19 protein-coding genes are annotated in these 24,900 nt (G+C 72.9%); 7 read left to right on the forward strand and 12 right to left on the reverse strand.

The annotated features are described in order from the left end of the window. Nucleotides 1-16 precede the first annotated feature (16 nt). The 8 genes from ACFWA7_RS17725 to ACFWA7_RS17760 form a co-directional block, all read right to left on the reverse strand. Nucleotides 17-1,210, reverse strand: a complete 1,194-nt coding sequence (locus ACFWA7_RS17725; RefSeq protein WP_385534239.1) for an acyltransferase family protein — start codon at nt 1,208-1,210, stop codon at nt 17-19. A gap of 224 nt (nt 1,211-1,434) precedes the next feature. Beyond that, on the reverse strand, nt 1,435-4,422 hold the full coding sequence (fxsT, locus tag ACFWA7_RS17730; protein ID WP_385534237.1) for an FxSxx-COOH system tetratricopeptide repeat protein: 2,988 nt from the start codon (nt 4,420-4,422) through the stop codon (nt 1,435-1,437). Nucleotides 4,423-4,521: 99 nt separating this feature from the next. Beyond that, nucleotides 4,522-5,760, reverse strand: a complete 1,239-nt coding sequence (locus ACFWA7_RS17735; protein ID WP_385823773.1) for an FxsB family cyclophane-forming radical SAM/SPASM peptide maturase — start codon at nt 5,758-5,760, stop codon at nt 4,522-4,524. Next, complete coding sequence (locus ACFWA7_RS17740; protein WP_385823775.1) at nt 5,757-6,032, reverse strand: hypothetical protein; 276 nt, start codon at nt 6,030-6,032, stop codon at nt 5,757-5,759. The genes ACFWA7_RS17735 and ACFWA7_RS17740 overlap by 4 nt, the downstream gene beginning before the upstream one ends. Then, nucleotides 6,029-9,511 (reverse strand): SAV_2336 N-terminal domain-related protein, encoded by a 3,483-nt coding sequence (locus ACFWA7_RS17745; RefSeq protein WP_385823777.1) that lies wholly within the window; start codon nt 9,509-9,511, stop codon nt 6,029-6,031. The genes ACFWA7_RS17740 and ACFWA7_RS17745 overlap by 4 nt, the downstream gene beginning before the upstream one ends. A 5-nt stretch (nt 9,512-9,516) precedes the next feature. Beyond that, entirely contained in the window at nt 9,517-10,518 is a 1,002-nt protein-coding gene (locus ACFWA7_RS17750) for an AAA family ATPase (RefSeq protein WP_385823779.1), read from the reverse strand. Between the two features lie 487 nt (nt 10,519-11,005). Then, nucleotides 11,006-12,979, reverse strand: a complete 1,974-nt coding sequence (locus ACFWA7_RS17755; RefSeq protein ID WP_385823781.1) for a trypsin-like peptidase domain-containing protein — start codon at nt 12,977-12,979, stop codon at nt 11,006-11,008. Beyond that, nucleotides 12,972-13,370 carry a CU044_2847 family protein gene (locus ACFWA7_RS17760; protein ID WP_385534224.1) on the reverse strand — a complete coding sequence of 133 codons (399 nt, stop codon included), beginning with the start codon at nt 13,368-13,370 and terminating at the stop codon, nt 12,972-12,974. The genes ACFWA7_RS17755 and ACFWA7_RS17760 overlap by 8 nt, the downstream gene beginning before the upstream one ends. Before the next feature lie 134 nt (nt 13,371-13,504). Between ACFWA7_RS17760 and ACFWA7_RS17765 the strand changes: the two genes are divergently transcribed. After that, the gene (locus ACFWA7_RS17765) at nt 13,505-13,690 is read left to right on the forward strand and encodes a DUF6104 family protein (protein WP_385534221.1); all 186 of its coding nucleotides are present in this window, start codon (nt 13,505-13,507) and stop codon (nt 13,688-13,690) included. A 16-nt stretch (nt 13,691-13,706) separates the two neighbouring features. Here the strand turns inward: ACFWA7_RS17765 and ACFWA7_RS17770 are convergent, their stop codons facing one another. Further along, nucleotides 13,707-14,531 carry a hypothetical protein gene (locus ACFWA7_RS17770; protein WP_385534218.1) on the reverse strand — a complete coding sequence of 275 codons (825 nt, stop codon included), beginning with the start codon at nt 14,529-14,531 and terminating at the stop codon, nt 13,707-13,709. A 151-nt stretch (nt 14,532-14,682) separates the two neighbouring features. Between ACFWA7_RS17770 and ACFWA7_RS17775 the strand changes: the two genes are divergently transcribed. From ACFWA7_RS17775 to ACFWA7_RS17785, 3 genes are all read left to right on the forward strand, one after another. Then, entirely contained in the window at nt 14,683-15,546 is an 864-nt protein-coding gene (locus tag ACFWA7_RS17775) for a DUF4097 domain-containing protein (protein ID WP_385534215.1), read from the forward strand. A 1-nt stretch (nt 15,547) separates the two neighbouring features. Continuing rightward, nucleotides 15,548-16,441 (forward strand): helix-turn-helix transcriptional regulator, encoded by an 894-nt coding sequence (locus ACFWA7_RS17780; RefSeq protein ID WP_385534212.1) that lies wholly within the window; start codon nt 15,548-15,550, stop codon nt 16,439-16,441. Between the two features lie 394 nt (nt 16,442-16,835). Further along, nucleotides 16,836-17,693, forward strand: coding sequence for an MBL fold metallo-hydrolase (locus tag ACFWA7_RS17785; protein ID WP_385534209.1), 858 nt, complete (start codon nt 16,836-16,838; stop codon nt 17,691-17,693). Between the two features lie 11 nt (nt 17,694-17,704). Here the strand turns inward: ACFWA7_RS17785 and ACFWA7_RS17790 are convergent, their stop codons facing one another. From ACFWA7_RS17790 to ACFWA7_RS17800, 3 genes are all read right to left on the reverse strand, one after another. Next, entirely contained in the window at nt 17,705-19,066 is a 1,362-nt protein-coding gene (locus ACFWA7_RS17790) for a cellulase family glycosylhydrolase (protein WP_385823783.1), read from the reverse strand. A gap of 64 nt (nt 19,067-19,130) precedes the next feature. Further along, nucleotides 19,131-20,096, reverse strand: a complete 966-nt coding sequence (locus ACFWA7_RS17795) for a zinc-binding dehydrogenase (RefSeq protein WP_385534203.1) — start codon at nt 20,094-20,096, stop codon at nt 19,131-19,133. Nucleotides 20,097-20,310: 214 nt separating this feature from the next. Continuing rightward, entirely contained in the window at nt 20,311-21,525 is a 1,215-nt protein-coding gene (locus ACFWA7_RS17800) for an NADP-dependent malic enzyme (protein WP_385534201.1), read from the reverse strand. Between the two features lie 545 nt (nt 21,526-22,070). Here ACFWA7_RS17800 and ACFWA7_RS17805 point away from each other — a divergent pair. The 3 genes from ACFWA7_RS17805 (at nt 22,071) to ACFWA7_RS17815 (ending at nt 24,808) form a co-directional block, all read left to right on the forward strand. Further along, nucleotides 22,071-23,036, forward strand: a complete 966-nt coding sequence (locus ACFWA7_RS17805; protein ID WP_385534199.1) for an ABC transporter substrate-binding protein — start codon at nt 22,071-22,073, stop codon at nt 23,034-23,036. A 72-nt stretch (nt 23,037-23,108) separates the two neighbouring features. Then, entirely contained in the window at nt 23,109-24,050 is a 942-nt protein-coding gene (locus ACFWA7_RS17810) for an amino acid ABC transporter permease (RefSeq protein ID WP_385534196.1), read from the forward strand. Further along, the gene (locus ACFWA7_RS17815; RefSeq protein ID WP_385534194.1) at nt 24,047-24,808 is read left to right on the forward strand and encodes an amino acid ABC transporter ATP-binding protein; all 762 of its coding nucleotides are present in this window, start codon (nt 24,047-24,049) and stop codon (nt 24,806-24,808) included. The genes ACFWA7_RS17810 and ACFWA7_RS17815 overlap by 4 nt, the downstream gene beginning before the upstream one ends. Nucleotides 24,809-24,900 lie beyond the last annotated feature (92 nt).

The following is a 24,900-nucleotide window of genomic DNA, read 5'->3' on the forward strand; positions in this document are numbered from 1 at the left end:
CAGGTGGGTCGGGCGGTCAGCCGAGCACGGCCCGGGGGCGCCGTGGCTTCGACCAGCCGCGGGTGATGGGCCGCTCCACGAGGACGTAAAGCAACCACGAACCCATCACACTGATCAGGAAGAAGACGACGAGCAGACCCACCGTCTCGCCCGTCGAATAGAAGTCGTGGCCGAGCCACTTACGCCCGTAGGCGAGAACGATGTAGTGCAACAGGTAGAAGGCGAAGGAGATTTCGCCCAGCCAGACCATAGTTCGATTGCGGAAAATGGTGAACCTGCTCTCCGCATCGGCGGTCGCGGCGGCCGCGATGAGGAAGACGATCGGAATGATGGTCACGGCGCGCTGCGAATACAGGAACGGCACATGGGAGCAGAGCACATAGCTCCCGCCGAGCAGGAGTCCCGACCACAGGAGGCCGATGTTCCGCCAGCGGCCGTTCATGACCGCGTGCGCCACCAGCATGCCGAGGGCGAAGTCGAGCACCCGTACCGGCGGGAAGTAATAGGCGAACCAGTACTGCGTCACGGTCGCGTGGGCGCCGGTCTCCGCGCCCCCCGGGAAATACGGCTTGTCGGGGAAGACGGCATAGGTGATCAGCGGTGTCGCGATCACACCGGCGACGAGCGCGGAGATCCAGTACTTCAGCCGCTCCGGCCGGACCCGGCGGAAGAGCGCGTCCAGGAACGGGAAGCAGGCATAGAAGAGGGCCTCGCAGCCGAGCGACCAGCTGGGCGTGTTGACGCTGGAGAAGACGTCCCAGGTGGGTACCCAGGTATGCAGCATCAGCAGGTTGAGGATCGCGGTGCGCGTCGGGGTGTAGGCCGAGGCGAAGAGAATCATCGCCAGGCCCCAGCTGATCACGTAATTCGGGTAGATCTTGGCGAATCGGCGCCGCCAGAAAGCGCGGTGGGTGTCGTTCTCGCGCGCGGACCAGCTCAGTACGAAACCGCTGAGGACGAAGAAGAAGGTGACACCGAGCGCGCCGGCGTTCCGGGTGACGCTGAACCAGTCCATCGCGTCGCCGTTGTCCTTCATCAGCCGCATACCGGGAAATGGCAGACCGGTGTGGTTGAGGAAGACGAGGAGTGCGGCCGGAAAACGTAATCCGGTGAGTGAGGGAAGTCGGCTGGTCGCAGGGCGCAGCCACCCGTCCCGCGTCGATACATCGCGCAGGACGCGAGTGGAGTTCGCGATATCGCCCTGTGTCATGAGCTTCCCCCCTTGTTGGGCATGACTGTGCCGCCGTAAAGAGGATCTTCGGGGTCCGTTACGCCTTCAAGGCGCACCGGTTCAGGATTGTGTACGACTGTGTCCGGGGACCAACGGAACCCTGCGTCCATGTACGGGAGTTGTCAGATCCAGGACGGGGGAACGTCGGAAGAACGTCAGAGAAGTGTCAAATCCAGCCGTACGTGGCTTTGCTCACAGTCGCCTCACACCGGCATCGGCTCGAAGTCCCAGTACGGCCGCGCCCCGCTCCTCATGTACGCGGTCTGGCGGTGTTTCTCGCCGAGGGCGATGGCCAGGGTCGTCACCGCGTCCCGGAGCAGCTCGGCGGCCTGGGCCCGGCGGCCGAGTGCCCGCAGGTCCTGGGCCAGGCCCGCCTGGAGGTTGACCGAGAGGACGTGTGTCTGGCCGACCGAGGTGACCGCCCGCACCAGCGCGGAGCGGCCGAGCTCGGCCGCACCCGGCAGATCGCCGTCGGCCGCCCGGGCCGAGGCGGTGTTCATGGCACTCCCCAGCGTCCAGGGGTGGACGTGGCCGAGGACCCGGGTGAAGGCCCTGAGGTTGCGCTCGGAGAGGTCGCGGGCGGCGCGGTGCTCGCCCGTCTCGCGCAGCACCAGGGCCACGTTGTCGTATGCGCCGATCGTGTACGGGTGTTCCGCGCCGAGCAGCCCCTCGTATCCGGCGGCCGCCTCGGAAGCGAGCTCGTGCGCCTCCTCGTGGCGGCCCAGCTCCCGGAGCAGCATGGCGTAGTCGCAGGTGAACGCGGTCGCGTCGGCGCGCCGCAGCATCGCCTCACGGGCCTCGTGCAGCAGCCCTCTGGCCCGCTCGGGCTCGCCGTCGCGGCGCAGGCACAGGGCCAGGTTGTGCTGGGCGGTGAGTGTCTGGGGGTGGTCGTCGCCCAGGATCTGGCGGTGCAGGCGGTGGTTGTACTCCTGGATGGTCAGCGCCTCCCCGTACCGGCCCATCAGCCGCAGCATCTGGGCCTTGTAGAGCCCGGCCTGGAGGGTGAGGTGGTCCTTGCCGCCCAGGACGGAGATGCACTCCTCCAGGACCTCGTCGTGGCGCGAGAGCGACTTGGCGTAGTGGCCCTGGAGGGCGAGGGTGACCGCCAGGTTGTGGCGGATCCCGAGCAGCCGGGGCACCTTCCAGTCGCCGAGCAGGGCCGCGGTCTCGCCCGCCGCCTCCTCGAACAGGGCGCGCGCCTCGGCGTACTTGCCGAGCACCATCAGCGTGCCGCCCAGGCCGTTCTTGGCGCGGACCACCTCGATACCGCCGCGGCCCTCGGCCATCAGCCGGCGCAGGGTGCCTCGGCCCAGCTCCTCGGCGCGTCCGTACTCACCCAACTGACGCAGGGTGTGGGCGAGTTGGTGGGTGGCGACCAGGACGAGGCCGTCGGTGGGGCCCGACAGGGGCCGCCAGGACTCCACGGCGAGGCCGCTGAGCCGGCGCCCCTCGCGGAACTCTCCGCGCACCCGCAGGTACTCGATGCAGTTGAGGACGAGGCGGCGCACGTCCGGGTCGGTGGAGGTGAGCGCGCCGGACGGCTCCAGGTGCGGGATGAGCTCGGCGTAGCGCGGCCAGTTGTGCGAGCCCGACGGGTCGCGCGGATCGGCGGCGACCAGCACCCGGCAGGCGGTGGCGGTGGCCCGCTCGTGCTCCTGCTCGGGCAGGCTGCCGCGGACGAAGCGGTGCAGCAGCCGGTGGATGCGCAGGGAGCCGACGGTACGGGTGCCGAGCCGGCCGGGGTCGTCGTACTCCAGCGGTGTCGAGGTCACCCGGGAGAGCGTGCGCAGCGCCGAGTTCCAGCTGCTGGGGTCGGTGACCAGGGCGGCGAGGTGCGGCGGCAGATCGCTGACCCGGGCGTTCTGGAGGAGCCGCAGCGGCACGGCGTCCGGCGAGAAGTGGGCGAGGAGCTTCAGCAGCTCCCAGGCCTCGGCGGAGGTCTCGTGCAGGCTGTTGAGCGTCTTGGACCAGGCGGCCTGGAAGCTCGCCGGGTACTCGCGGGACGGCATGGTGGAGACGGTGTGCGGGTCGCCCTGGCTGATGCTCCGCACATAGTCGGCGACGGAGGCGGCCGGGTTGTTGGCGATCCAGGTGGCGGTCTGGTCGAGCAGCAGCGGCAGGTCCTGGACGGCCTCGGCGAGCCGGTCCGCGTCGTGCTCGCCGAGCCGCTCGGCGCGGCGCCGGGCGAAGGCGACGCTCTCCTCGCGGTCGAACGGCGGCAGCTGGAGCAGCTGGGCACTCAGGCCGGGCCACTCGGGCGAGTTGGCGGTGACCAGGACGTGCCCGGGGCCCTCCGGGATCAGCTCGCCGACCGCCTCCGGGCTCTCCGCGCCGTCGAAGACGACCAGCCAGCGCCGGCCGGTCGTCTCCAGGGCGCCGCGCACGGACGTGATGACCTCGCCGAGCCGGCTGCCCTGGGGCAGGCCCAGGGCCGGGGCGAGCGCCGCGAACCCCTCGCGGGCGCCGGCCTTGGCGGAGGCGCCGACCCACCAGACGATGTCGTACTCGCCCGCGAACCGGTGCACGTACTCCATCGCGGCCTGCGTCTTGCCGACGCCGCTCAGACCGTGCACCACCACCCGGCCGCCCTCCTCGCCGGAGGCGGCCAGGATGTCGTGGACCCGCTCGAAGGCGTCCTCGCGGCCGGTGAACTGGCGGTTTCGGCGCGGTGCGTTCCAGATCCCGGGGCGGTCGTCGGGAAAGCGGATGGGGCGTTCCAGGACGACCCCGCCGGGGCGCCCCTGCGACCCGGCGCACTCCAGGACCCGGCGGCGCGCCTCGTCGGGGCCGACCCCGCGCAGCCCGACGGGGCGCAGGGTGGCAGCGGCGGGCGGCAGCGGTTTGGCGGTGACGCTGACGGCGGCGACGCGGTCGCGGTGCTGCGGCAGCGTGTCGCGCAGCAGCCGGGCCCAGCTCTGGTACTTCTCCGAGTCGAAGCGCATATACCAGTCGTCCAGGACCACCAGGATGTGCCCGGGCGGCTCCAGCAGATCGGCGAGCGCCGAGTCGGCGGGCTTGAGGTGCAGCGGGTCCCACCTTATGAGGACGGCGGGGTGGCCAGCCCGCTCAAGCTGCTGCCCGATCCAGTCGGCCCAGGCCTGGCTCTGCCCGGCGAAGAGCACGGTGACGCGGGGGGACTCCTCAGCGGACTCGGGCAGCGTGGGCTCCACGGCGCCCTCGTGGTCGGACATGCGGCGGACTCCCTCGGCTCGGGCCGGAAGCTGCTGGATGTGCGCACGGCTTTCCATTGTGCGTCACAAACAAGACTGGCGGTGAAGAGGAGTTGGGCGTCATGGGCGGCCCCGCGGCAGCCCGTCGGCGTCCGCCAGCCGGGCCGCGATGTGGCGGATGAGCCGCTCCAGGTCGGCGCAGTACACGCTGGGGTGGAGGAATCCGCTGTACGGAGCGTAACGGTGCGCGTAGTTGCCGCCCCCGCACACCTCCCGCACCGGGCACTCCGCGCAATCCCGCGACAGGGCCGCCGCCCCCAACTGGCGGGCAGCCAGGCCGGGATGGCGCAGGGCGCGGTCGAAGGAGTGGCGGAAGACGTCGAGCCCGGTCGCGGAGGCGCCCTCGTACGCCGAGCGCAGCGCGCCCGTCTGCTCGATCGCGCCGTCCGTGTCCACCACGACGGCCACCATCGGGGAGAGCCCCACGGACTCGACCGAGCTCGGCACGCCGAGGAGCAGCGCCACGATCTCCTGGAAGAGCCGCACCCCGGTCCGCATCCGGCCGGCGTCCCACCACAGGTCGAAGACCCGCACCAGCCAGTCCCCGTACGGGGTGGGGCGCGCGCGCCGCCCCGGCACCGGGGCCGGGGCGATCCCGGGCGGCGGCGCGGCCCAGCTGCCGTGCGGCAGGAGCAGGTCGATGCCGGGCGGGCCGAGCGCGAGCAGCGAGCGGTAGACGTCCTCGGGGCCGGCGGCGAGGTCGACCGTGCACAGGATGCCCGCGTACGCGGCGGGGCGCCGGGCGAGCAGCCGCGCGGCCGCGGCGACGGCGGGCCAGGAGGAGCGGCCCCGGCGGTCGGTGCGGCGGGTGTTGAGCCGGGCCGCGCCCCCGTCCAGGCTGAGCCCGACGCGGACGCGGGCGGCGGCGAGCCGGTCGAGGGTGCGCGGGGTCAGCAGGGTGCCGTTGGTCTGCACGGTCGCGGTGACCTCGCAGCCGCCGGGCACCACGCCCCGGACCGCCTCGCGCACCGCGCGCCGCACCTCGGCCGCGTACGCCACGACGGGACCGGCCCCGCCAAGGAGCGGCTCGCCGCCGTGCAGGTCGATGCGGAGCGCGGTGAGCCGGTGGGCGGCGGCGTGCTCGGCGATGCGCCGGGCGGTGCGGCGCACGGTCGCCTCCGGGACCCTGGCCGGGCGCTCGCGCCAGCTCGCGTCCTGGCCGCGGTAGATGTAGCAGTAGTCGCAGGCGAGGTTGCACCGGCTGTGCACCTTCAGGACGAACTGCCGCAGCGGTACGGGCCGCACGGCGTCCGGGTCGAGTTCGCGGTGCGGCCAGCGGGGCTCCTCGGCGGTGGTCATGGCACGTCCTCGTGGCTCGCGCCGCCGGGACGGGCCGACGGTGTGTCCGCGAAGTACGCCCCCGCCGCATCCGTCGGCGCCGCCGCGGGCGCGTCACTGAAGTACGCCCCGGCGCGCCCGTCGGCCGCGGCCCGGTGGCACAGGTCCGCGAGCACCGCGGCCAGTACGGGGTGGGCGCACTCGTGCGGGGAGCGGGCCGTCAGGGGGCGCAGGTCCGGTAATGCCGCGGGGTCCGGCAGCGCCCTCCCCCCGTCGGTCATGGTCGCCGTCACGACGCTCCCAGCTCGCCGTCGAGCCGGTCGGTCTCCGCCCGGCTCAGGGCCTCCGCCTCGGCGTCCGGCTGTCCCGCCGCCGCCGCGGCCGAAAGGATGCGCAGTACCTCAAGGTGCTCCTCCCGTGCCCGTGCCGGGCCCGCCGTCCGTTCGAGCAGCAGCGCCCTCAGCCGGCGCGCCCCGGCCTCCGTCAGCGGCTCCCCGGCCGCCCTGCTCTCCTCCGCGGCCCGCAGCGCGTGGTCGGCCGCCTCGCCGAGCCGGGACGGCGAGCCGGTGCGCTCCGAAAGCAGCCGCAGCACCTCGGCGCGCAGCAGCCAGATCCGGGCGAGGACCGCGCTGCGGTCGGTGGCCCGGGCGGCCGCGCCGAGTATCCAGTGGGCCTCGTGCAGGTCGGAGAGGACCTCCTCGGCGTGGAAGCGCCGTACGTGCGCGGCGCCCAGCAGATAGCGCCGGCGGGCGAGTTCGGGGTCGGACTCGGAGGTCTCGTCGAGCGCCCGGCGCAGCGCGCGCACCGCGCCCCGGGCGTCGTCGACGGACTCCTTGGCCCGGGCCCGCGCGGTGAGCGCGTCGCCGAGCTCGGTGAAGGCGGCGGCCCGGCGCGGGTCGTCGGGGCCCATCAGCTCCAGCGCCTCCGACCAGGCCACCACCGCCGAGTCGAGGTGGGTGCGGCTGCGGGTCGACTCGTACCGCTCGCGCAGCACCTGCGCCATCCGCAGCAGGCACACCGCCTGCGCCTCGCGGTCGGGGCCCGCGTACCGGCGGGCCTGGTCGAGGGCCTGCAGCACGGTCAGCCGGGTGGAGTCGTCCGTCTCGGCCCGGGAGAGTTCCACGGCGTCGGCGACGTCGAGCCAGGCCCGGCTGACCTCGCCGTCGCTCAGCGCGCCCGGCGCCGGCGTCTCGAACCCGGCGTAGAGGTCCCTGGCGGCGCGGTCGGCGTAGGCGCGGGCGGTGAGCAGCGCCTCCTCGCCGGGGCCCGCGGCGGCGTGGCGGGCGAGGGCGAGCAGCAGCGCGCCGCGCAGCAGCAGCACGTCGGCGGTGCGGTCCTCCTTCAGGAGCGCGTCGGCCACCTGGACCGCGGTGTCCAGACAGCCGCCCGCCCACTTCGGCTCCAGCTCGGCGAGCCGCCGCAGCACCCGGACCCGGGCCAGCGAGGCGGCCCGCCAGTCGGCGCGCTGGGTGGCGGAGGCCGGGGGGATCCCGCCGATCAGCGCGAGGCTGCTGTGGGCGCGGTTGAGGAGGTAGACGGCGACCTGGCGGGTGGTGCGCACCTCGGCGGCGCGAGCCCGGCTGGGTATGCCGTGGAGCCAGTTGGCAGCGGCTCCCGACGCGCTGAGGAAGGCCTCCCCGGGCTCGACCCCGGCCGGCCCCGCATAGCCGGGCTCCCGCGCTGCCCCCGTCAGCGCCCTCAGCCACCACGCCTCGTCCGCGCCCGCCCGGCCCGACTCCGCCTCGTCCGCCATCGCCTCCAGGATCCGGGCGAGGGTCAGATGGGCCCGGCGCTCGTGCGGCAGCGCGTTCTCCACGGCGGACAGGGCCTCGCCCAGGTCCTCGCCGAGCCGCCGCAGCTCCCAGCGCAGCAGCAGCGCCTGCGCCAACTCGCCGTACAGATAGGCCCGTTCGGCGACCCGCCGCTCGCCCCGGACGGCGGCGCTGAGCAGCTGTACGCCCATGTCGAGGTCGCGGACCGTGCCGTACGAGCGGAACCGGTCGAGGCAGTCGCGGGCCCGGTCGGACAGTTCGCGCGGGCCCGCGCCGTCGGCGCCGCCCGGCTGGACGAACTGGTCGGGCCGGCCGAAGCGCCGCAGCACCTGCGCCGAGACCCGGGCGAAGATCCGCAGCCGGGAGTCGTCGGACGGCCCGGCGGGCGCGCTGCCCCCGGGGTCGACCGACCCGGCCAGGACGGCCGCGGCGAGCGCGGGAAAGTTGCGTACGGTCCGTCCGTAGCGCCGCTCCACGTACTCCGAGCAGTGCTTGAGGACGAGGATCGCGCTCCCGGCGCCGAGGTGTTCGAGCAGTTCCTCGCGGACCCCGTCCAGGAAGACATAGCCGGGCAGCCCGCCGCCGCTCTCCTCGTCGCAGACCCGCAGCAGCCCGCTGAGCAGCACCTCGGCCAGCACCTCGGGCCCGCTGTCGACCAGCATCGCCCGCTGGACCAGCTGCATCACGGGCAGCACCAGCGGCGCCGCGGACAGACAGGCGGCGAGCTGGGCCGCGTCGGGCGAGGCGGTGGCGCGGAACGCGGCGACCCGCTCGGCGGGCGCGAGCGCCTGCTCGGCGCGGGCGCTTCCGGCGGCCGGGCCGTGGTCGGCGCGGACCCGGCCGACCGCCGCTTCCATGGTCTGCTCGGTGGAGCCGCTCACCAGCCGCGCCCAGGCGCCGAACGAGGACTGGCGCAGGGCGAGCACCGGCACCGGTATCCCCCGGGCGTCGCGCCCCCGCTCCGGCCTGCGCGGCCGGAACTCCAGGCGCCCGGCCGGGCCTTCGCGGCGCCGCAGCACCCCTTGCCGGGTGGGCAGATGGGTGGAGCGCCACATCCGCTGGGGCAGCGGCTGGACCACGGCGAGCGGGGCGGTCCGCGCCCAGCCGAAGAGCAGCCGGTGCAGCTGCCCGCTGCGCCACATGGGGCCCGCGCAGTCGCTGAGCAGCAGGGTCAGCCGGCGTCCGGCCGGGTCCCAGAACTGGGACGGGTCGGCGAGGTGCCCGCCTGCGGCGACGCCGGCGCCGACGCGCGGCCGGCCGTCCGCGCCCTCGTGCAGATAGTGCAGCTGCACCTCGCGGAAGGCCCCGGCCCGCTCACAGACCTGGCGCAGCTCGTCGAGGGTCTGCTCCCACACCACGGTCGAGGAGGACACGTCCATCAGCAGGGCGAGCCTGGCCTGACGGCGGCGGTCGGGCCGCAGCACCGGCAGGATCAGACCGGTGTCGGCGGCCCGGTCGGCGGTGGCCTGCTCGTCGAGGCGGCGGGCGGCGGTGCGGGCGGGCGGGCGGTAGTACTGGAGGGGACGCAACGCCCTTTGCAGGGCGAGTGGTTCGGGCAGGGTCGAGGCGGCGGGCGCGGCCACCCGCACCCCGCCGGAGCCGCCGGGTGTGCTCCCGGCGCCGCCGCCCTGGCCGGGTCCGGTGCCGGTGCCGGGTCCGGTGCCGGGCCCAGGGGTGAACAGGTCGGCCTGGCCCTCGTACGTACGGACCACGGGCCCGCCGGGGACGCCCTGTTCGCGCACGCGCTCCGCGGGGGCGGGGCCCGCGCCGTCGACGGGGTCCGGCGGCTTGACGCCGGGGCCGCCGGTGACGGGCCGCACCGCGTCCGGGACCTGCGGCCGGGGCCGGGCGAGCGGCCCGGCGAAGCCCGCCAGCCACAGCGCGTCCGCCAGCTCCTGGGCGGTCGGCTGGATCTCCGCCTCCCGGAGGCGCGCCACCAGTGCCGTGAGGGTGGAGCTCACGGCGCTCTCGGCGGGGCGCGGGTCCCGGGCGGCGGTCATCGGGGTCACCGCTGCCTGGTGTCCAGCGGCCGCAGCAGCAGCTCGGCTATCTCCTCGCGCCGCTCCGGCCCCTCCTCGCTCACCTGCTGGGTGAGGAAGATGGCGTTCAGGAGCTGGTCGGTGGGGCGCAGTTCGCCGTCGCCGTCGTCGCGGGTGAAGCGGCTGAGCAGATCGACGTTGCGCTCGTCGGCGCCGGGCCCGAAGTGGGCCTGGACGAAGGCCGCGAGGCGCTCCTCGCGCGGCGGCTCCAGGTGCAGATGGATACAGCGGCGCAGCAGCGGCGCCGGGAAGTCGCGCTCTCCGTTGCTGGTCAGGACGGTGATGGGGAAGGCCTGGCAGCTGATCTTGCCGTTCGGCACCGCGACCCGATGGCCGTCGTCGGTGAGGACCTCGACCACGTCGCGGCCCGGCCGGTCGGCGATCCGCTCCAGCTCGGGGAGCGGGAACTCGCCCTCCTCCAGCACGTTCAGCAGGTCGTTGGGCAGGTCGATGTCGCTCTTGTCGAGCTCGTCGATGAGCAGCACGCGCGGCCGCGTGGCGGGCAGCAGCGCGGTGCCGAGCGGGCCGAGCCGGATGTAGCGGCCGATGTCGTCGGCCTGGCCGTCGGCGAGCTGAGCGTCGTGCAGCCGCCCGATGGCGTCGTACGTGTAGAGCCCGTCCCTGAGCTCGGTGCGGCTGATGATGGGCCACTGCAGGACCCGGCCGAGGCCGAGTTCGTACGCGATGGAGTGCGCCAGCGTCGACTTGCCGGAACCCGGCTCGCCGGTGATCAGCAGCGGGCGGCGCAGATACAGCGCGGCGTTGATCAGCTGGAGGGTCTCGGCGTCGTGCGCGGACAGCTCGGAGACGCGGTCGCCGAGCCTGCGCTTGGACGCGATGTCGATGTCCGGCACCGCGTACGGGCGCGGCTCGCCGCCGAAGGTGCGCCAGCGGGGCGGCGGGGGCAGCGCACGGATCCGCTCCGGATCGGGTGCCCCGAAGCCTCGGTAGATCAGCCAGTCGTCCATCGCTCGCTCCTCGTCGACGGTCGGCGGGGCACCACTTCTTGACCACGTGTCGTTGCGTCACGTGTCGTTGCGAGTCGAGGTCCAGTCGGAAGGTACCCACTCCCGGGCCGCCGAAATGCGTTTTCCGGAAAGGACCTGGGCGAGCGGACGCACAGGAGGTCACAGCGGCGCTTGTCCGGGCGCACGGCGGCGCACGGAGTGCCCGCGCGGGGCGTGGCCAGGGCCTGTCCGGCGGATCTGGTCGCCCACGAGGTGCCTCCGCCTTTCGGTCCTGGTGAGCGGGGTCCTGGTGCGTCCAGCTGCAAGGCGGAGGAGCGCGTCGACGCGATGGGGGTCCCCCTGCTCGAACGAAGTTGAGAGCTTGGGGGAGTCGGCAACCGACGACAACGCCGCTGGGGGTCCCCCGTGGCCCTCAAGGCCTTGGGGGAGGGCGTGCCGGACCCCCGCGTCCCGGACAAGATCCGCCGGACAGGCCCTGGGGGCCGGGTCACGGCGCGTCCAGCCGCTGGAGGTCCGGCAGCGGCCGTCCCGGGTCGTCGTAGAGCATCGCCACACCCTCCGCCCAGTGCTGGGCATCCTTGGAATCGCTGATCTCCTCCCTGATACGGCGCAGCCGGTCGGGGAGTTCAGTGGGGTCCTTCGCCTGCCCGAGCAGATCGGCCGCCCCGGCGCACAGCGCTGCGCAGAGGTCCTGGCAGCCCTGTTCGGGGTGGCCGTCGGTGTGCCACAGCGCCACTCCGTGGCCGGCGTCCAGGGCCATCCGCATGGCCGCGCCGCCCACCCCGCGCCCGGCGGGCCGGCACAGCACGGGCACCGCGCCCGGCTCCAGCTCGGTGAAGTGGCGCAGCCGGGGCGCCTTGCCCGGGAGCGGCGCCGGCACCGCGGCGAGCTCCTCGGCGGCCATCAGGCCGTCCCAGCGCTCGCGCCACTCGGGGTCCGCCTCGCCGCGCCGGTCGAGGTCGCGCAGCACCACCCGGCGCTGCACGCCGAGGTAGGGCGGCCGGTAGAGGCGCCCGATCTCGGTGAGCTGCCAGCGGTGCACGGCGGTGTCGAACTGGTCGGCGGGCAGGGCGACTTCGAGGGGCGCGGGGCAGTCGTCGGTGTCGACGCTCTGGAAGGCGGTGACCAGGTGCCGGCGCAGCCGCCGGATCAGCTCGCCGGGGGCCACCCCGTCGCCGCTGCACTCCTCGGCCACCGGTCTGGAGCCCTCCCGGTCACCGTCGTGCACCCGGATGCGCCAGTAGAACCGGTCGGGCGCGTCGGAGAGCGGCTCCAGCTCGACCGTGACGACGGCGCCGCCGCGCTCGACGGTGGGATAGGGCAGTACGGCCAGGATCTCCTCCGGCGCGCCGGGCCCGAGCACCGGCAGCAGACCCTCGGGCAGCCGTGCCTCGGTGACCACGGTGTGCACCACCGGCGGGACCCCGCGCAGCCGCTCGCTCACCCAGGCGTCCAGCCGCGCCGGGTCGCCGCCGCGCCCGCGCTCGTACTCCACGACGAGCTTGAGGTAGTGCAGGAAGGCGATGGCGGGCATCGGCCGGTGCGCCTCGTAGAGCAGGCCGTGGCCGTCGCGCCAGGTGCGCGGGTCGGGCAGGCTGCCCGGCGGCGCGATCCCGCCGCGCGCCTTGCGCGCCAGCTTCGCGACCGGCGGCACCCCGCCGGGCCCGGGGACGGCGGCGAGCAGGTTCAGGGCGGCCCGCCGGTCGTACGGGCTCCACTGCTCGGGCGTGTGGTGCAGCCCGGCGGCGGGTAACTTCTGCTGCCGGTCGACCCAGGTGTTGTAGCCGCTGAGTCTGGGCTCGCCGCCGTGCCACCGGTCGTGCTCGGCGAGCACGGTCCGGTAGAGGTCGCCGAACCTGCGCAGCGCCGGCAGCGCGATGGCCCGGCCGCCGTCGCGCTCGACCCGGCGGGACTTCATCACGGCGACCACGGCGCCGGTCTGCGGATCGAGCACCGGGCCGCCGGAGACCCCTTTGGGGAACTCGGCCTCGCTGAACCGGAGCCCGTAACTCCCGTCGTACGTACGGATGTTGATGGTGCTGTGCCAGCCCAGTGGGCGCCCCTCGGGCCGGAAGCCGTAGACCACCGCGCCGCTCGCGCCGGGCGGCTCGGCGCAGTCGCTGAGCCAGACGCACTCGTGCTCCACGTCGTCGTCGAGGAGCCGGACGAGCGCCAGGTCCTGTTCGACGGGCACGTCGTCGCCGCGCAGGTCGTCGTCGACCAGCCACGCCGCGAGCCGGGCGGGCAGCGGGTCGCCGCCGAGCCGGTCGCCGCCGACGTGGAAGACCTGCTCCCGGTCCCGGCCCAGATGCGGCCGCAGGACGTGCGCACAGGTCAGCAGCCAGCCGGGGGCGACGAAGAAGCCGCTGCCCCACATCGTGCCGCCGCCGGCCGGGAGCAGGTGGACGGTGGCCGAGCGCACCAGGTCGTCGATGAAGGGATCGTGGGCGTGCTCAGGCATCGGGCGAGCCGCCGGGGGCCGGGGACACGAGCGGCGGGTTCGGCGGCGGCGGGGGCACCGGGGGTGCGGGCCGGCCCTCCAGCCGCCAGACCAGCGTGACCTGGATGGACGCCTTGGCCTCCCCGTCGGCGAGGACGGCGACGGCCGCCCCGGCCTTGGCGGACAGCTCGATGCCGAAGCTGACGCTCGCCTCGTCGGGCCGTACGGCGGCGGCCGCGTCGAGCACGGACCGCCCGACCCCGGCGATCAGCTCGCCGAGCCGCTCCACCTTGGCGACGGCGTTCTCGATCACCCCGACGTCGTCGTCGTCCGCCGCGTACCCCCCGGCGGTGGACACCCGGGCGAGCACCACGGCCCCACCCGGCAGCTCGATCTCCCGTACGTGCGCCATGGCCGCCCCCCAACCAGTCGCATATTCCCCTGACTTGAGATGACGAGGGTAATCGGCCGAACGGTTGCACGGGACCCCTTCACTGCGCCGGATACCCTGGAGGGGAACATCCCGGAGCACCACAGGAGCACGTTGTGTACTTCACCGACCGCGGCATCGAGGAGCTGGCGAAGCGGCGCGGCGAGGAGGAGGTCACCTTCGAGTGGCTTGCCGACCAGCTGCGCACGTTCGTCGACCTGAACCCGGACTTCGAGGTTCCAGTCGAACGGCTCGCCACCTGGCTGGCCCGCCTGGACGACGACGAGGACGAGGACGAGTAGGTCCTGAGCCGCGCGGTCACGCCTGCCCGCGCACCCGGTCGTACGCCAGCCCCAGCGCCCCGTTCGCGAGCAGGACCACGCCCGCGACCGTCCACCCCCCGTTGCGGCGGGCCAGGCCCCAGGCGGTCAGCGGCAGCCCCGCCGCCAGCTGGGCCGCGCCGAGGATCCGGGCGCGGGGTCCGACCAGCCACGGCCCCAGCGCTCCGCCCTCGACCACGTCGAGCTCCGCGCGGACCGCGTCCCGCCAGCCCGACCACTCCACCGCCTCCGCGCCGGCCGCCGCCGCGACCGACCGCAGCCGGTCGGCGGGCTCGCCCGGGGAGAGCCCGGCGGGCAGCTCGACGCCCGCGCGGGCGAGTACGGCGGTGAGCCCGAGCAGCCGGGCCCGCGCGTCGGCCGCCGGGTCGGGCCGGGTGAGCCGGTCGAGCTCCTCCAGGTCGAGCACGGGGTCGAGGCCGAGCCTGGCCGCGAACGTACGCATCGCCTCGCCCTCCCCCGCCGCCGTCCCGTCGGCCAGCCACACATAGCCGACCGTCCGGCGGAAGCCGGCGGCCAGGGTGTACCCGGCCCGGCCCTCGTCCCACCACAGGGCGACCACGGGCCAGCTCGCGCCGACGGCGAGCGCGGCCGCCCATCCGGCGAGCACCTGGTCGACCGGGTCGGCGCCGTCCAGCCACGGCTTGGTCTCCGGGACCAGCACGCTCCAGCCGTCCCCGGCCGGGGCGAGCAGCATCCGCTCGCGCAGCAGATGCGCGGCCGGACGGACCGCCGCGGGCTCGGCGCGGCAGAGGAGCAGGGCTCCGGGGGCGGGAGCGGGGGTGGCGCCCGAGACGCTGGACATGATCCATACGCTAGGGCAATTCCCTACTTCCCACCCACTAATGGCCCTTTTTCACCCCACTCCCCTGCTTGACTTCCCCCATCCGCGATATATCGTGTCTATCAAGCAGACGCGGTATGTTGCGTATGACCCGCCCAGGGAGGGCAGAGCCATGGCCGAGTCGACGTGGACCGTTTCGGAGCCGCGCACACTCACCTTCGACGCTCCGGTGACCGCGCTCAACGTACGGATCGTCAACGGAACGGTGAACGTCGTGGGGACCGAGGAGGGTTCCGCGCGCCTGGAGGTGTCCGCCCTCGACGGACCGCCGCTGATCGTCACCCAGGAGGGCCCGACGCTCACCGTCGCCTACGAGGACCTGCCCTGGAAGGGCTTCCTCAAGTGGTTCGACCGCAAGGGCTGGCAGCGCAGCGCGGTCGTCTCGCTCACGGTGCCGTCCGGCTGCGGGGTCGAGGTGGGCGTGGTCGGCGCGGCCGCCGTCGTCTCCGGGATCCGGGGGCGTACGGACGTACGGGGCGTCACCGGCGACACCACGCTCGTGGGCCTGTCCGGCTCGGTCCGCGCGGACACCGTCTCCGGGAACGTGGAGGCCCAGGCCGTCACCGGCGACCTCCGCTTCCAGTCGGTCTCCGGCGATCTGACGGTGATCGAGGGCGCGGCCACCTCCGTACGGGCGGAGTCGGTGAGCGGCGACATGGTGCTCGACCTGGACCCGTCGGGGAAGCCCGCCGACGTCAAGCTGACCACGGTGTCCGGCGAGATCGCCATCCGTCTGGAGCACCCGGCCGCGGACGCCAGGGTCGAGGCGAACACCACCAGCGGCGCGGTCTCCAACGCCTTCGACGACCTGCGGGTCAGCGGGCAGTGGGGTGCGAAGAGGATCACCGGGACGCTCGGGGCGGGCACCGGCACGCTGCGGGCGACCACGATCTCGGGCTCGATCGCCCTGCTGCGCCGCCCCGAGCCGCACGACACGGCGGACCCGGCCGCCACCACGACCGAGAAGGTGCTCTGAGATGCCCCCCGTCTTCGCCCACGGCCGTCTGCGCCTCTACCTCCTCAAGCTGCTCGACGAGGCCCCGCGCCACGGGTACGAGGTGATCCGCCTCCTGGAGGAGCGCTTCCAGGGCCTGTACGCGCCGAGCGCCGGCACGGTCTACCCCCGCCTGGCCAAGCTGGAGGCGGAGGGCCTGGTCACCCACACCACCGAGGGCGGCCGCAAGGTGTACTCGATCACCGACGCGGGCCGCGCCGAACTCGCGGGCCGCAGCGGCGAGCTGGCCGACCTGGAGCTGGAGATCCGCGAGTCGGTCTCCGAGCTCGCCGCCGAGATCCGCGCGGACGTACGGGGTGCGGCGGGCGACCTGCGCGACGACGTGCGCCGCCAGGCGCGCGAGGCGCGAGCCGGGAACGCCGGGGAGGGCGAGTCCTGGCAGCAGGCCAAGGAGGAGTTCAAGCGCGCCAAGCAGGAGTGGAAGGAGCAGGCGCGCCGCGCGAAGGACGAGTCGCGCCGGGCCCGCGAGGACGCCCAGCAGGCCCGCCGCCAGGCGAAGGAGGCCCAGGACACCGCGCGCGAGCAGATGCAGCGGGTGGCGGAGCAGGTGCAGGACCACTTCGCCCGGGGCGACTGGCCGACGGGCGTACGGGAGGGCCTGGCCGAGATCACCAGGGAACTCGGCCGTTTCACGCGCCCCCCGGTGAAGGAGCCCGCACCCCCCACCTGGGCCGACGACCCGGCCACCGGCGACCCGGCCCGAGACCTGGACCGCCTCCTGGACCGCTTCCGCGACGACATCCGCGACGCGGCCCGCGACCACGGTGTGACGGAGCCGCAACTCCGCGAAACGCGCCGCCATTTGTCGACTGCGGCGGCGCACATCGGGGCGATCCTGCGGGGCGGGACGGGGTAGCCGTCCCGCGTGGGCTCCGCCCCCGGCCCCCTGTACGCCCGCGGACCGGCGGGGGCTGCTCGCGCCGTCCCCCGCGCCCCTATGCGGCCCGGAGTCCGTCTGCGAGTGGGGCGTGGTTGCTCGCCCCGTCCCCCGCGCCCCTATGCGGCCCGGAGTCCGTCTGCAGGTGGCGCGTGGTTGCTCGCCCCGTCCCCCGCGCCCCTATGCGGCCCGGAGTCCGTCTGCAGGTGGCGCGTGGTTGCTCGCCCCGTCCCCCGCGCCCCTCAATTCGCCCCTGCGGGGCGATCCCGGCCCGCCCCGACCCCCAGGGGCGCGGGGAACTGCGCGATCAGCCACCGACGGCCCGCGGACGAAAGGGGTCCCGGGGGGCAGCCCCGGGGGGCAGACTGGAGCCGTGATCGACTTCCTCGGCACCGCCCCCGCCCCCACCCTCCCCGCCCACTGGCACGCGGGCTGGCCCTCCCCCAAGCACGACCCCGCCCCCGAGATCCAGATCCACCGCTACACCGAACACACCGTCCTGCTGCGGCAGAACAAGTCCGTCCACTTCGAGGCGCCCTTCCTCTTCCTCCTCTTCGGCAATGAGCGCGCCCTCCTGCTGGACACCGGCGCCAGCGCCGACCCCGCCCACTTCCCGCTACGGGCCACCGTCGACGCCCTGATCGACGACTGGCTGACCCGCCACCCCCGCACCGGGTACGAGCTGCTCGTCGCCCACACCCACGGCCACGGTGACCACATCGCCGCCGACGCGCAGTTCTCGGACCGGCCCCGCACCACCGTCGTGCCGCCGGGACTCGACGACGTGGTCGGCCACTTCGGGTTCACCGACTGGCCGCACCAGGCCGTCGAGCTCGACCTCGGCGGCCGCGTGCTCGACCTGATCCCCGGCCCCGGCCACCACCCCGCCGCCGTCGTCTTCCACGACCGGCACACCCGGACCCTGCTGACCGGCGACTCGCTGTACCCGGGGCGGCTGTACGTGGACGACGCCGCCGCGTACGCCGAGACCGCCGACCGGCTCCTCGGCTTCTGCGCCACCCGGCCCGTCGCCCACGTCCTGGGCTGCCACATCGAGATGACCACCACCCCGGACGAGGACTACCCCCGGGGCACCACCTACCAGCCGGACGAGCCGCCACTGGAGCTCACCGCCGCGCACCTGGACACCCTGCGCCGCGCGCTCGCCGAGACCGACGGCCGCCCGGGCTCCCACCCGTACGGGGACTTCATCCTCGTGCACCGGGGCTGAGGGCAGGGGCGTCAGGCGCGGGGCGCGACCGTCACGGTGACCGTCGCCCCCGCCACCGCCCGCACGTCCAGGCCCCGGACCGACCCCGGCCCGGCGACCCGGACCCGCCACCCCCGCACCCCCGTCGGCACCGACAGCTCCGTCGTGCCGTGCCCCGCCACGTACACCAGGCGGTACGTCCGCGTCGACGGGTCATACGTCTCCGAGCGCACCCGCCCCGCGACCGCCCGCGCGTACGGCGTCGCGGTCAGTGCCTTGTTGGGCCGCAGCACACCCCCCGCGTCGGCCGCGCAGTAGCCGCCCCCGTAGCACCACACATAGCCCGCCCACCCGGAGGTGTAGCGCGCCAGTGAGGCGAGCGCGTCGGTGTAGAAGCGGCCCATGTGCGGGAGTTCGCTGTTGAGCGGGCCCCACTCGCCCACCACCACGGGCACCCCGTACTTCTTCGGATAGGCGGTCACCGCCGACTCGTACGACTCGATCCACCCCGCCGACGGGTCGTAGTCCGCGCCCGTCTCCATGGCGGTGTTGTAGAAGTGCGGCGCGTACACCGCCTTGGGGTCCTTGATCCTGCCCAGGCCCGTCGGCACGCCCTCCCCCACAGCGGGGGTGGGCTCCACGAAGACCCAGTGGAGCCGGTCCGCCGAACGCACCGCCCGCGCAAGCCGGTTGTACATCGGGGTGAGCTGCTCGGCCTCGATCCGGCGCGCCGCCGTCGCCGGGTCCTCGCCCGCCCGGAACTCGCCCATCGGCTCGTTGATCAGGTCGTAGCCGAGGACCGCCGGGTGGTGCGCGAACCGCCGCGCCAGCACCTGCCACATCGAAGCCTGCGCCCGCCGCAGGTCCTCGTCCCCGTACAGATGCGTGAACGCCCGCTGCACGGCCGGCTCGTAGTACTCGGAGAACCAGTCGTCCGGGTGCGGGGTGAACGGCAGCCCGTCCGTCCGCGTCGCCCACTCGGGAATGCCCCGGTGCCCGAACGCCGGGCCGAAGACGTCCTGGTGGGCGTCGATCAGCACCCGGACGTCATAGCGGTGCGCCCAGTCCAGGATCCGTTCGATCTTGCGGAGGTACGCCTGGCTGTACCGGCCCCGCACCGGCTCCAGGTCGTCCCAGAAGACCAGCAGCCGGGCCAGGCCGAAGCCGTTCGCCCGCAGGTCGCGGAAGGTCCGCTCGGTGATCGCGGAGAGCGCCTGATCACCCCGGTGGTTCTTGTCCTCCACGTTCCAGCCCCGGAGCGTGAGCGTGCGCCCCTGTTCGTCGGTGAGCCGGGGGACGGCGCCCGCCTCCCGGGCGTGGGCGTCGGGCACGACCGCACCGGTCGCGAGGATCGCACAACACCCCACGGCTGCGAGGAACTTGTTGGTACGCATGGAACACCTCCGGCATGTCGTCGGTGAGCATGCCGGAGATCAGATCAGGGTTTCTGACGAACCATCAAGAGGTCGTCAGCACGATCTTCCCGAAGACGTCGCCCGACTCGATCTTCTCGAACCCCTCGCGGGCCCGCTCCAGCGGCAGCACCTCGTCGATGACCGGCCGTACCCCCGTCGCCGCGCAGAACGCCAGCAGGTCCTCCAGCTCGTCCTTGGTGCCCATGGTCGAGCCGACCACCTTCAGCTCCAGGAAGAAGATCCGGGTGAGCTCGGCGTGCGCGGGACGGTCGCCGCTGGTGGCGCCCGAGATGACCAGCGTGCCGCCGGGCCTGAGCGACTTGACCGAGTGCGACCAGGTGGCCGCGCCGACCGTCTCGATCACCGCGTCGACCCGCTGCGGCAGCCGCGCGCCCGGCTCGTACGCCTCCAGGGCGCCCAGCTCGACCGCCCGCTTCCGCTTGGCCTCGTCGCGGCTGGTGGCGAAGACCCGCAGCCCGGCCGCCCTGCCCAGCACGATGGCCGCGGTCGCGACCCCGCCGCCCGCGCCCTGTACGAGGACGGAGTCGCCGGGCCGCACGCCCGCGTTGGTGAAGAGCATCCGGTACGCGGTGAGCCAGGCGGTCGGCAGACAGGCGGCCTCGGCGAAGCTGAGCTCCCTGGGCTTGGGCAGCACGTTCCAGGTCGGCACGGCGACCTGCTCGGCGAAGGTGCCCTGGTACTTCTCGGTGAGGATGGAGCGGCCCTCGCCCGGACCCACCCCGTGGCCCGTCTGGCCGATCACGGAGTGCAGGACGACCTCGTTGCCGTCCTGGTCGACCCCGGCCGCGTCGCAGCCCAGGATCATCGGCAGCTTGTCCTCGCCGAGGCCGACCCCGCGCAGCGACCACAGGTCGTGGTGGTTGAGCGAGGCCGCCCGGACGTCGATGAGGGACCAGCCCGGTCGTACCTCGGGGGCGGGCCGTTCCCCCAACTCCAGACCGGAGAGCGGCTGGTCACGGTCGATGCGTGCGGCATAGGCGGCGAACATGGCCCTGACGATAGGCGCGCCCGCCGTCCGGCCGGAACCACTACCGCGTGTGACGCGCCGCACCCGGGAGAGGTCGTGGTTCCCCGCGCCCTACAGGGGCGCGGGGAACTGCGCGGCCATCCCCCAAGCTCTCAACTTCGTTCGAGCAGGGGGGGACCCCCATCGCACGGTCCGCAGCCGCAATCAGGCCGGGGCCGAGCGGCAGGCGGAACCGTCAGCGACGGGCCACGCCTTCCGCCCTCGCCGCAGCGGCGACCGCAGCCGTGACGGCCGGGGCGACCCGCTCGTCGAACGGGGACGGGATCACATAATCGGCCGCCAGATCCTCGCCGACCACGTCGGCCAGCGCGTTCGCCGCGGCGATCTTCATGCCCTCGGTGATCCGGGAGGCCCGGACCTGGAGGGCGCCCGCGAAGATGCCCGGGAACGCCAGCACGTTGTTGATCTGGTTCGGGTAGTCCGAACGGCCCGTGGCGACCACCGCCGCGTACTTGTGCGCGATGTCCGGGTGGACCTCCGGGTTCGGGTTGGCCATGGCGAACACGAACGCGCCGGGCGCCATCGAGGCCACCGCGGGCTCCGGGACCGTACCGCCGGAGACGCCGATGAAGACGTCCGCGCCGGCCAGGGCGGTCTCCAGGGAGCCGGAGAGGCCCGCCTTGTTGGTGATCGCCGCGAGCTCGCGCTTGACGTCGGTCAGGTCCTGGCGGTCCCGGCTGACGATGCCCTTGCGGTCGGCGACCGCCACATCGCCCAGGCCCGCCTCCAGGAGGAACTTGGCGATGGCCACGCCGGCCGCGCCCGCCCCGGAGATCACGGCCCGCAGGTCGCCGAGCGTGCGCCCGGTGAGCTTCGCCGCGTTGCGCAGCGCCGCGAGGGTGACCACGGCGGTGCCGTGCTGGTCGTCGTGGAAGACCGGAATGTCCAGGGCCTCCTGCAGACGCCGCTCGATCTCGAAGCAGCGCGGCGCGGAGATGTCTTCCAGGTTCACTCCGCCGAAGGACGGCGCCAGGCGCACCACGGTCTCGATGATCTCGTCCGTGTCGGTGGTCGCGAGCGCGATGGGCACCGCGTCGACCCCGCCGAACTGCTTGAAGAGGATGGCCTTGCCCTCCATCACGGGAAGGGACGCCTCCGGGCCGATGTCACCCAGCCCGAGCACGGCCGTACCGTCCGTGACCACGGCGACGACCTGGGACTTCCAGGTGTAGTCGTGGACCAGGTCGGGGTTCTCCGCGATCGCGGTGCACACCTTCGCCACACCCGGCGTGTAGGCCAGGGACAGGTCGTCCCGGTCCCGGATGGGCACGGTGGCCTGCACGGCCATCTTGCCTCCCCGGTGCAGGGCGAAGGCCGGATCGAAGGGCTCCTCCGAGGAGGCTCCGTCGGTACTGCTGTCGCTGCGAGGATTGACGATCTCCGCTGCCATGTTGATTTGACCCCTTAAGTCTTCATCAGTTGAGGGTGGCCACTCCTTGTTGAGGAGGGGTGGGTGGGCACCACGCACGTTCCCCGCGAAGAGCGGTTGGCCCGCCCCGCGAGGAGGAGGTACGTACGCGCGGGCGCGCCGCACAACGCGCCCTGAGCCCCGGATGAGGGGTGTAAGGATCCTTCTTACCGGACGGAGGCGTCCGCCGAGTAGTCCATTTCGACTGCGGAACGCCGTGGTGACACGACTCATAGCGGCATGTCGGGACAAGTGAGCTATGCGGCGTGAAACGCGTCCACAACCCGAGATGAACCGCAGATTTTCCGGCCGGTAAAGGTAAAACCCGCACATGGTCCGGCCTTGATGTACCGGCCCGTTGAGGTTGGGGGGTGACCCGTTATCCGATTTTGACATGCGTGCCCCCCTGATTCCGCAGGTCCGAATGGCAAGATGCCGACACAACACGGTCGTGTCGCCCAAGGACGGGCACCACGGCCCACTGTTCACTCACTGGCCACTCCATCACCCGCCGGAGGAACCCGACCATGACCGCAAGCACCACCCGTCGTACGACCGCCGCCTCGTCCCGGATTGCCGCGGTCGGCGCGATCGCGGTCGCCGGTGCCCTGCTGCTGACCGGCTGCGGAGACCAGACGAAGAGCAAGGACAAGGACGGCGGCGCCAGCTCGGCAGGCACCAGCAACGCCCCGCTCTTCTCGAAGCTGCCCAAGACCATTCAGGACAAGGGCGTCATCAAGGTCGGCTCGGACATCGCGTACGCCCCTGTCGAATTCAAGGACAAGGACGGCAAGACCGCCGGTATCGACCCGGATGTGGCCGATGCCCTGGGCAAGCAGCTGGGCGTGAAGTTCCAGTTCGAGAACGGCACCTTCGACACCCTGGTCACCGGCCTGCGCGCCAAGCGGTACGACATGGCCATGTCGGCCATGACGGACACCAAGGACCGCCAGAACGGCATCGACTCGGAGACCAAGAAGAAGGTCGGCGAGGGCGCCGACTTCGTGGACTACTTCACGGCCGGCGTCTCGATCTACACTCCGAAGGGGAAGGACCAGGGAATCAAGACCTGGGACGACCTCTGCGGCAAGAAGATCGTGGTGCAGCGCGGCACGGTCTCCGAGGACCTCGCCAAGAAGCAGTCCGAGAAGTGCGGCGACAAGGGCAAGATCTCGATCGAGGCCTTCGACACCGACCAGCAGGCCCAGACGCGGCTGCGCTCCGGCGGCGCCGACGCCGGCTCCTCGGACTTCCCGGTCGCCGCGTACGCGGTGAAGACCTCGGGCGGCGGCAAGGACTTCCAGATCGTCGGCGAGCAGGTCGAGGCCGCTCCGTACGGCATCGCGGTCTCCAAGGACAACACCCAGCTGCGCGACGCCCTCAAGGAGGCGCTCGACGCGATCATCAAGAGCGGTGACTACGACAAGATCATCGCGAAGTGGGGCGTCGAAGCCGGCGCCGTGAAGGAAGCCAAGGTCAACGGCGGCGTCTGATCCTCCCCGCTCCAGGCTCCCTCCGCCCCGTCCCCGGGCGGAGGGGCTGAAGGCTTCTGAAAGGCAACACCCGTGACTGTTGACGTCAACAAGACGGAGCCGGCGGACACCCCGCCCCCCGCCGCTCCGGAGAGCATCAAAGCGATCCCGGTCCGCCACTACGGCCGGTACGTCTCCGCCGTGATCGCGATCGGCCTGCTCGTCGCGATCATCTACGCGTTCAGCCAAGGCAAGATCAACTGGGGTGCGATCCCCGACTACTTCTTCGACGACCGGATCATCCACGGCGTCGGCCAGACCCTGCTGCTGACCATCCTCTCCATGGCGATCGGCATCGCGGGCGGCATCATGCTCGCCGTGATGCGGCTGTCGAAGAACCCGGTGACCTCGTCCATCGCCTGGTTCTACATCTGGTTCTTCCGGGGCACCCCGGTCCTGGTCCAGCTGATGGTCTGGTTCAACCTGGGCCTGGTCTTCGAGTACATCAACCTCGGCCCGATCTACAAGGACTACTGGTCCTCGTTCATGACGCCGCTGCTCACGGCGCTGCTCGGGCTCGGCCTCAACGAGGCCGCGTACATGGCGGAGATCTGCCGGGCCGGTCTGCTCGCGGTCGACGAGGGCCAGACCGAGGCGTCCCACGCGCTCGGCATGAGCCACTCCAAGACGCTGCGCCGGATCGTGATCCCGCAGGCGATGCGCGTGATCGTGCCGCCCACGGGCAACGAGGTCATCAACATGCTGAAGACCACCTCGCTGGTCTCGGCGGTGCAGTTCTACGAGCTGCTGCGCGAGGCCCAGGACATCGGCCAGACGTCCGGTGCCTCGGTGGAGATGCTGTTCCTCGCGGCCACCTGGTACCTGATCCTGACGACGATCTTCTCGATCGGCCAGTACTACCTGGAGCGCTACTACGCCCGCGGCGCCAGCCGTGCGCTCCCGCCCACCCCGTTCCAGCGGATCAAGGCCAATCTGGCCCTGCTCCGTCGTACCCCCAAGGCGGTGACCCGATGACCGCCATGGTGAAGTCCGAAGGCGTGCACAAGTCCTTCGGCGCGACCGAGGTCCTCAAGGGCATCGACCTGGAGGTGGCCGAGGGCGAGGTGTTCTGCCTGATCGGCCCGTCCGGCTCCGGCAAGTCGACCTTCCTGCGGTGCATCAACCACCTGGAGAAGATCAACGCCGGCCGGCTGTACGTGGACGGCGAGCTCGTCGGCTACCGCCAGAAGGGCGACAAGCTCTACGAGCTGAAGGACAGCGAGGTCGCGGTCAAGCGCCGCGACATCGGCATGGTCTTCCAGCGCTTCAACCTGTTCCCGCACATGACGGCCATGGAGAACGTCATGGAGGCGCCGATCCAGGTCAGGGGCGAGTCCAAGGCGGTGGTGCGCGAGCGCGCGCAGAAGCTGCTCGACCGGGTCGGCCTGGCCGACAAGGCGAAGAACTACCCCTCGCAGCTCTCCGGCGGCCAGCAGCAGCGTGTGGCGATCGCCCGCGCGCTGGCCATGGAGCCGAAGCTGATGCTCTTCGACGAGCCGACGTCCGCGCTCGACCCGGAGCTGGTCGGTGACGTCCTGGACGTCATGCGCGGCCTGGCCGAGGACGGTATGACCATGATCGTGGTCACCCACGAGATGGGCTTCGCGCGCGAGGTCGGCGACTCGCTGGTCTTCATGGACGGCGGTGTGGTGGTCGAGTCCGGCCACCCGCGCGACGTTCTGACCAACCCGCAGCACGACCGGACGAAGTCGTTCCTGTCGAAGGTGCTGTAGGCGCCGCGGCGGCAGGAGTACGGACAGGGGCGGTACGGGCCGAGGAGCCCGTACCGCCCCTTTCGGCGTACCGGGGTTCCGTCCCCGTCGAG

It is taken from the genome of Streptomyces sp. NPDC059994, from assembly GCF_042737755.1.
Lineage (GTDB): Bacteria > Actinomycetota > Actinomycetes > Streptomycetales > Streptomycetaceae > Streptomyces.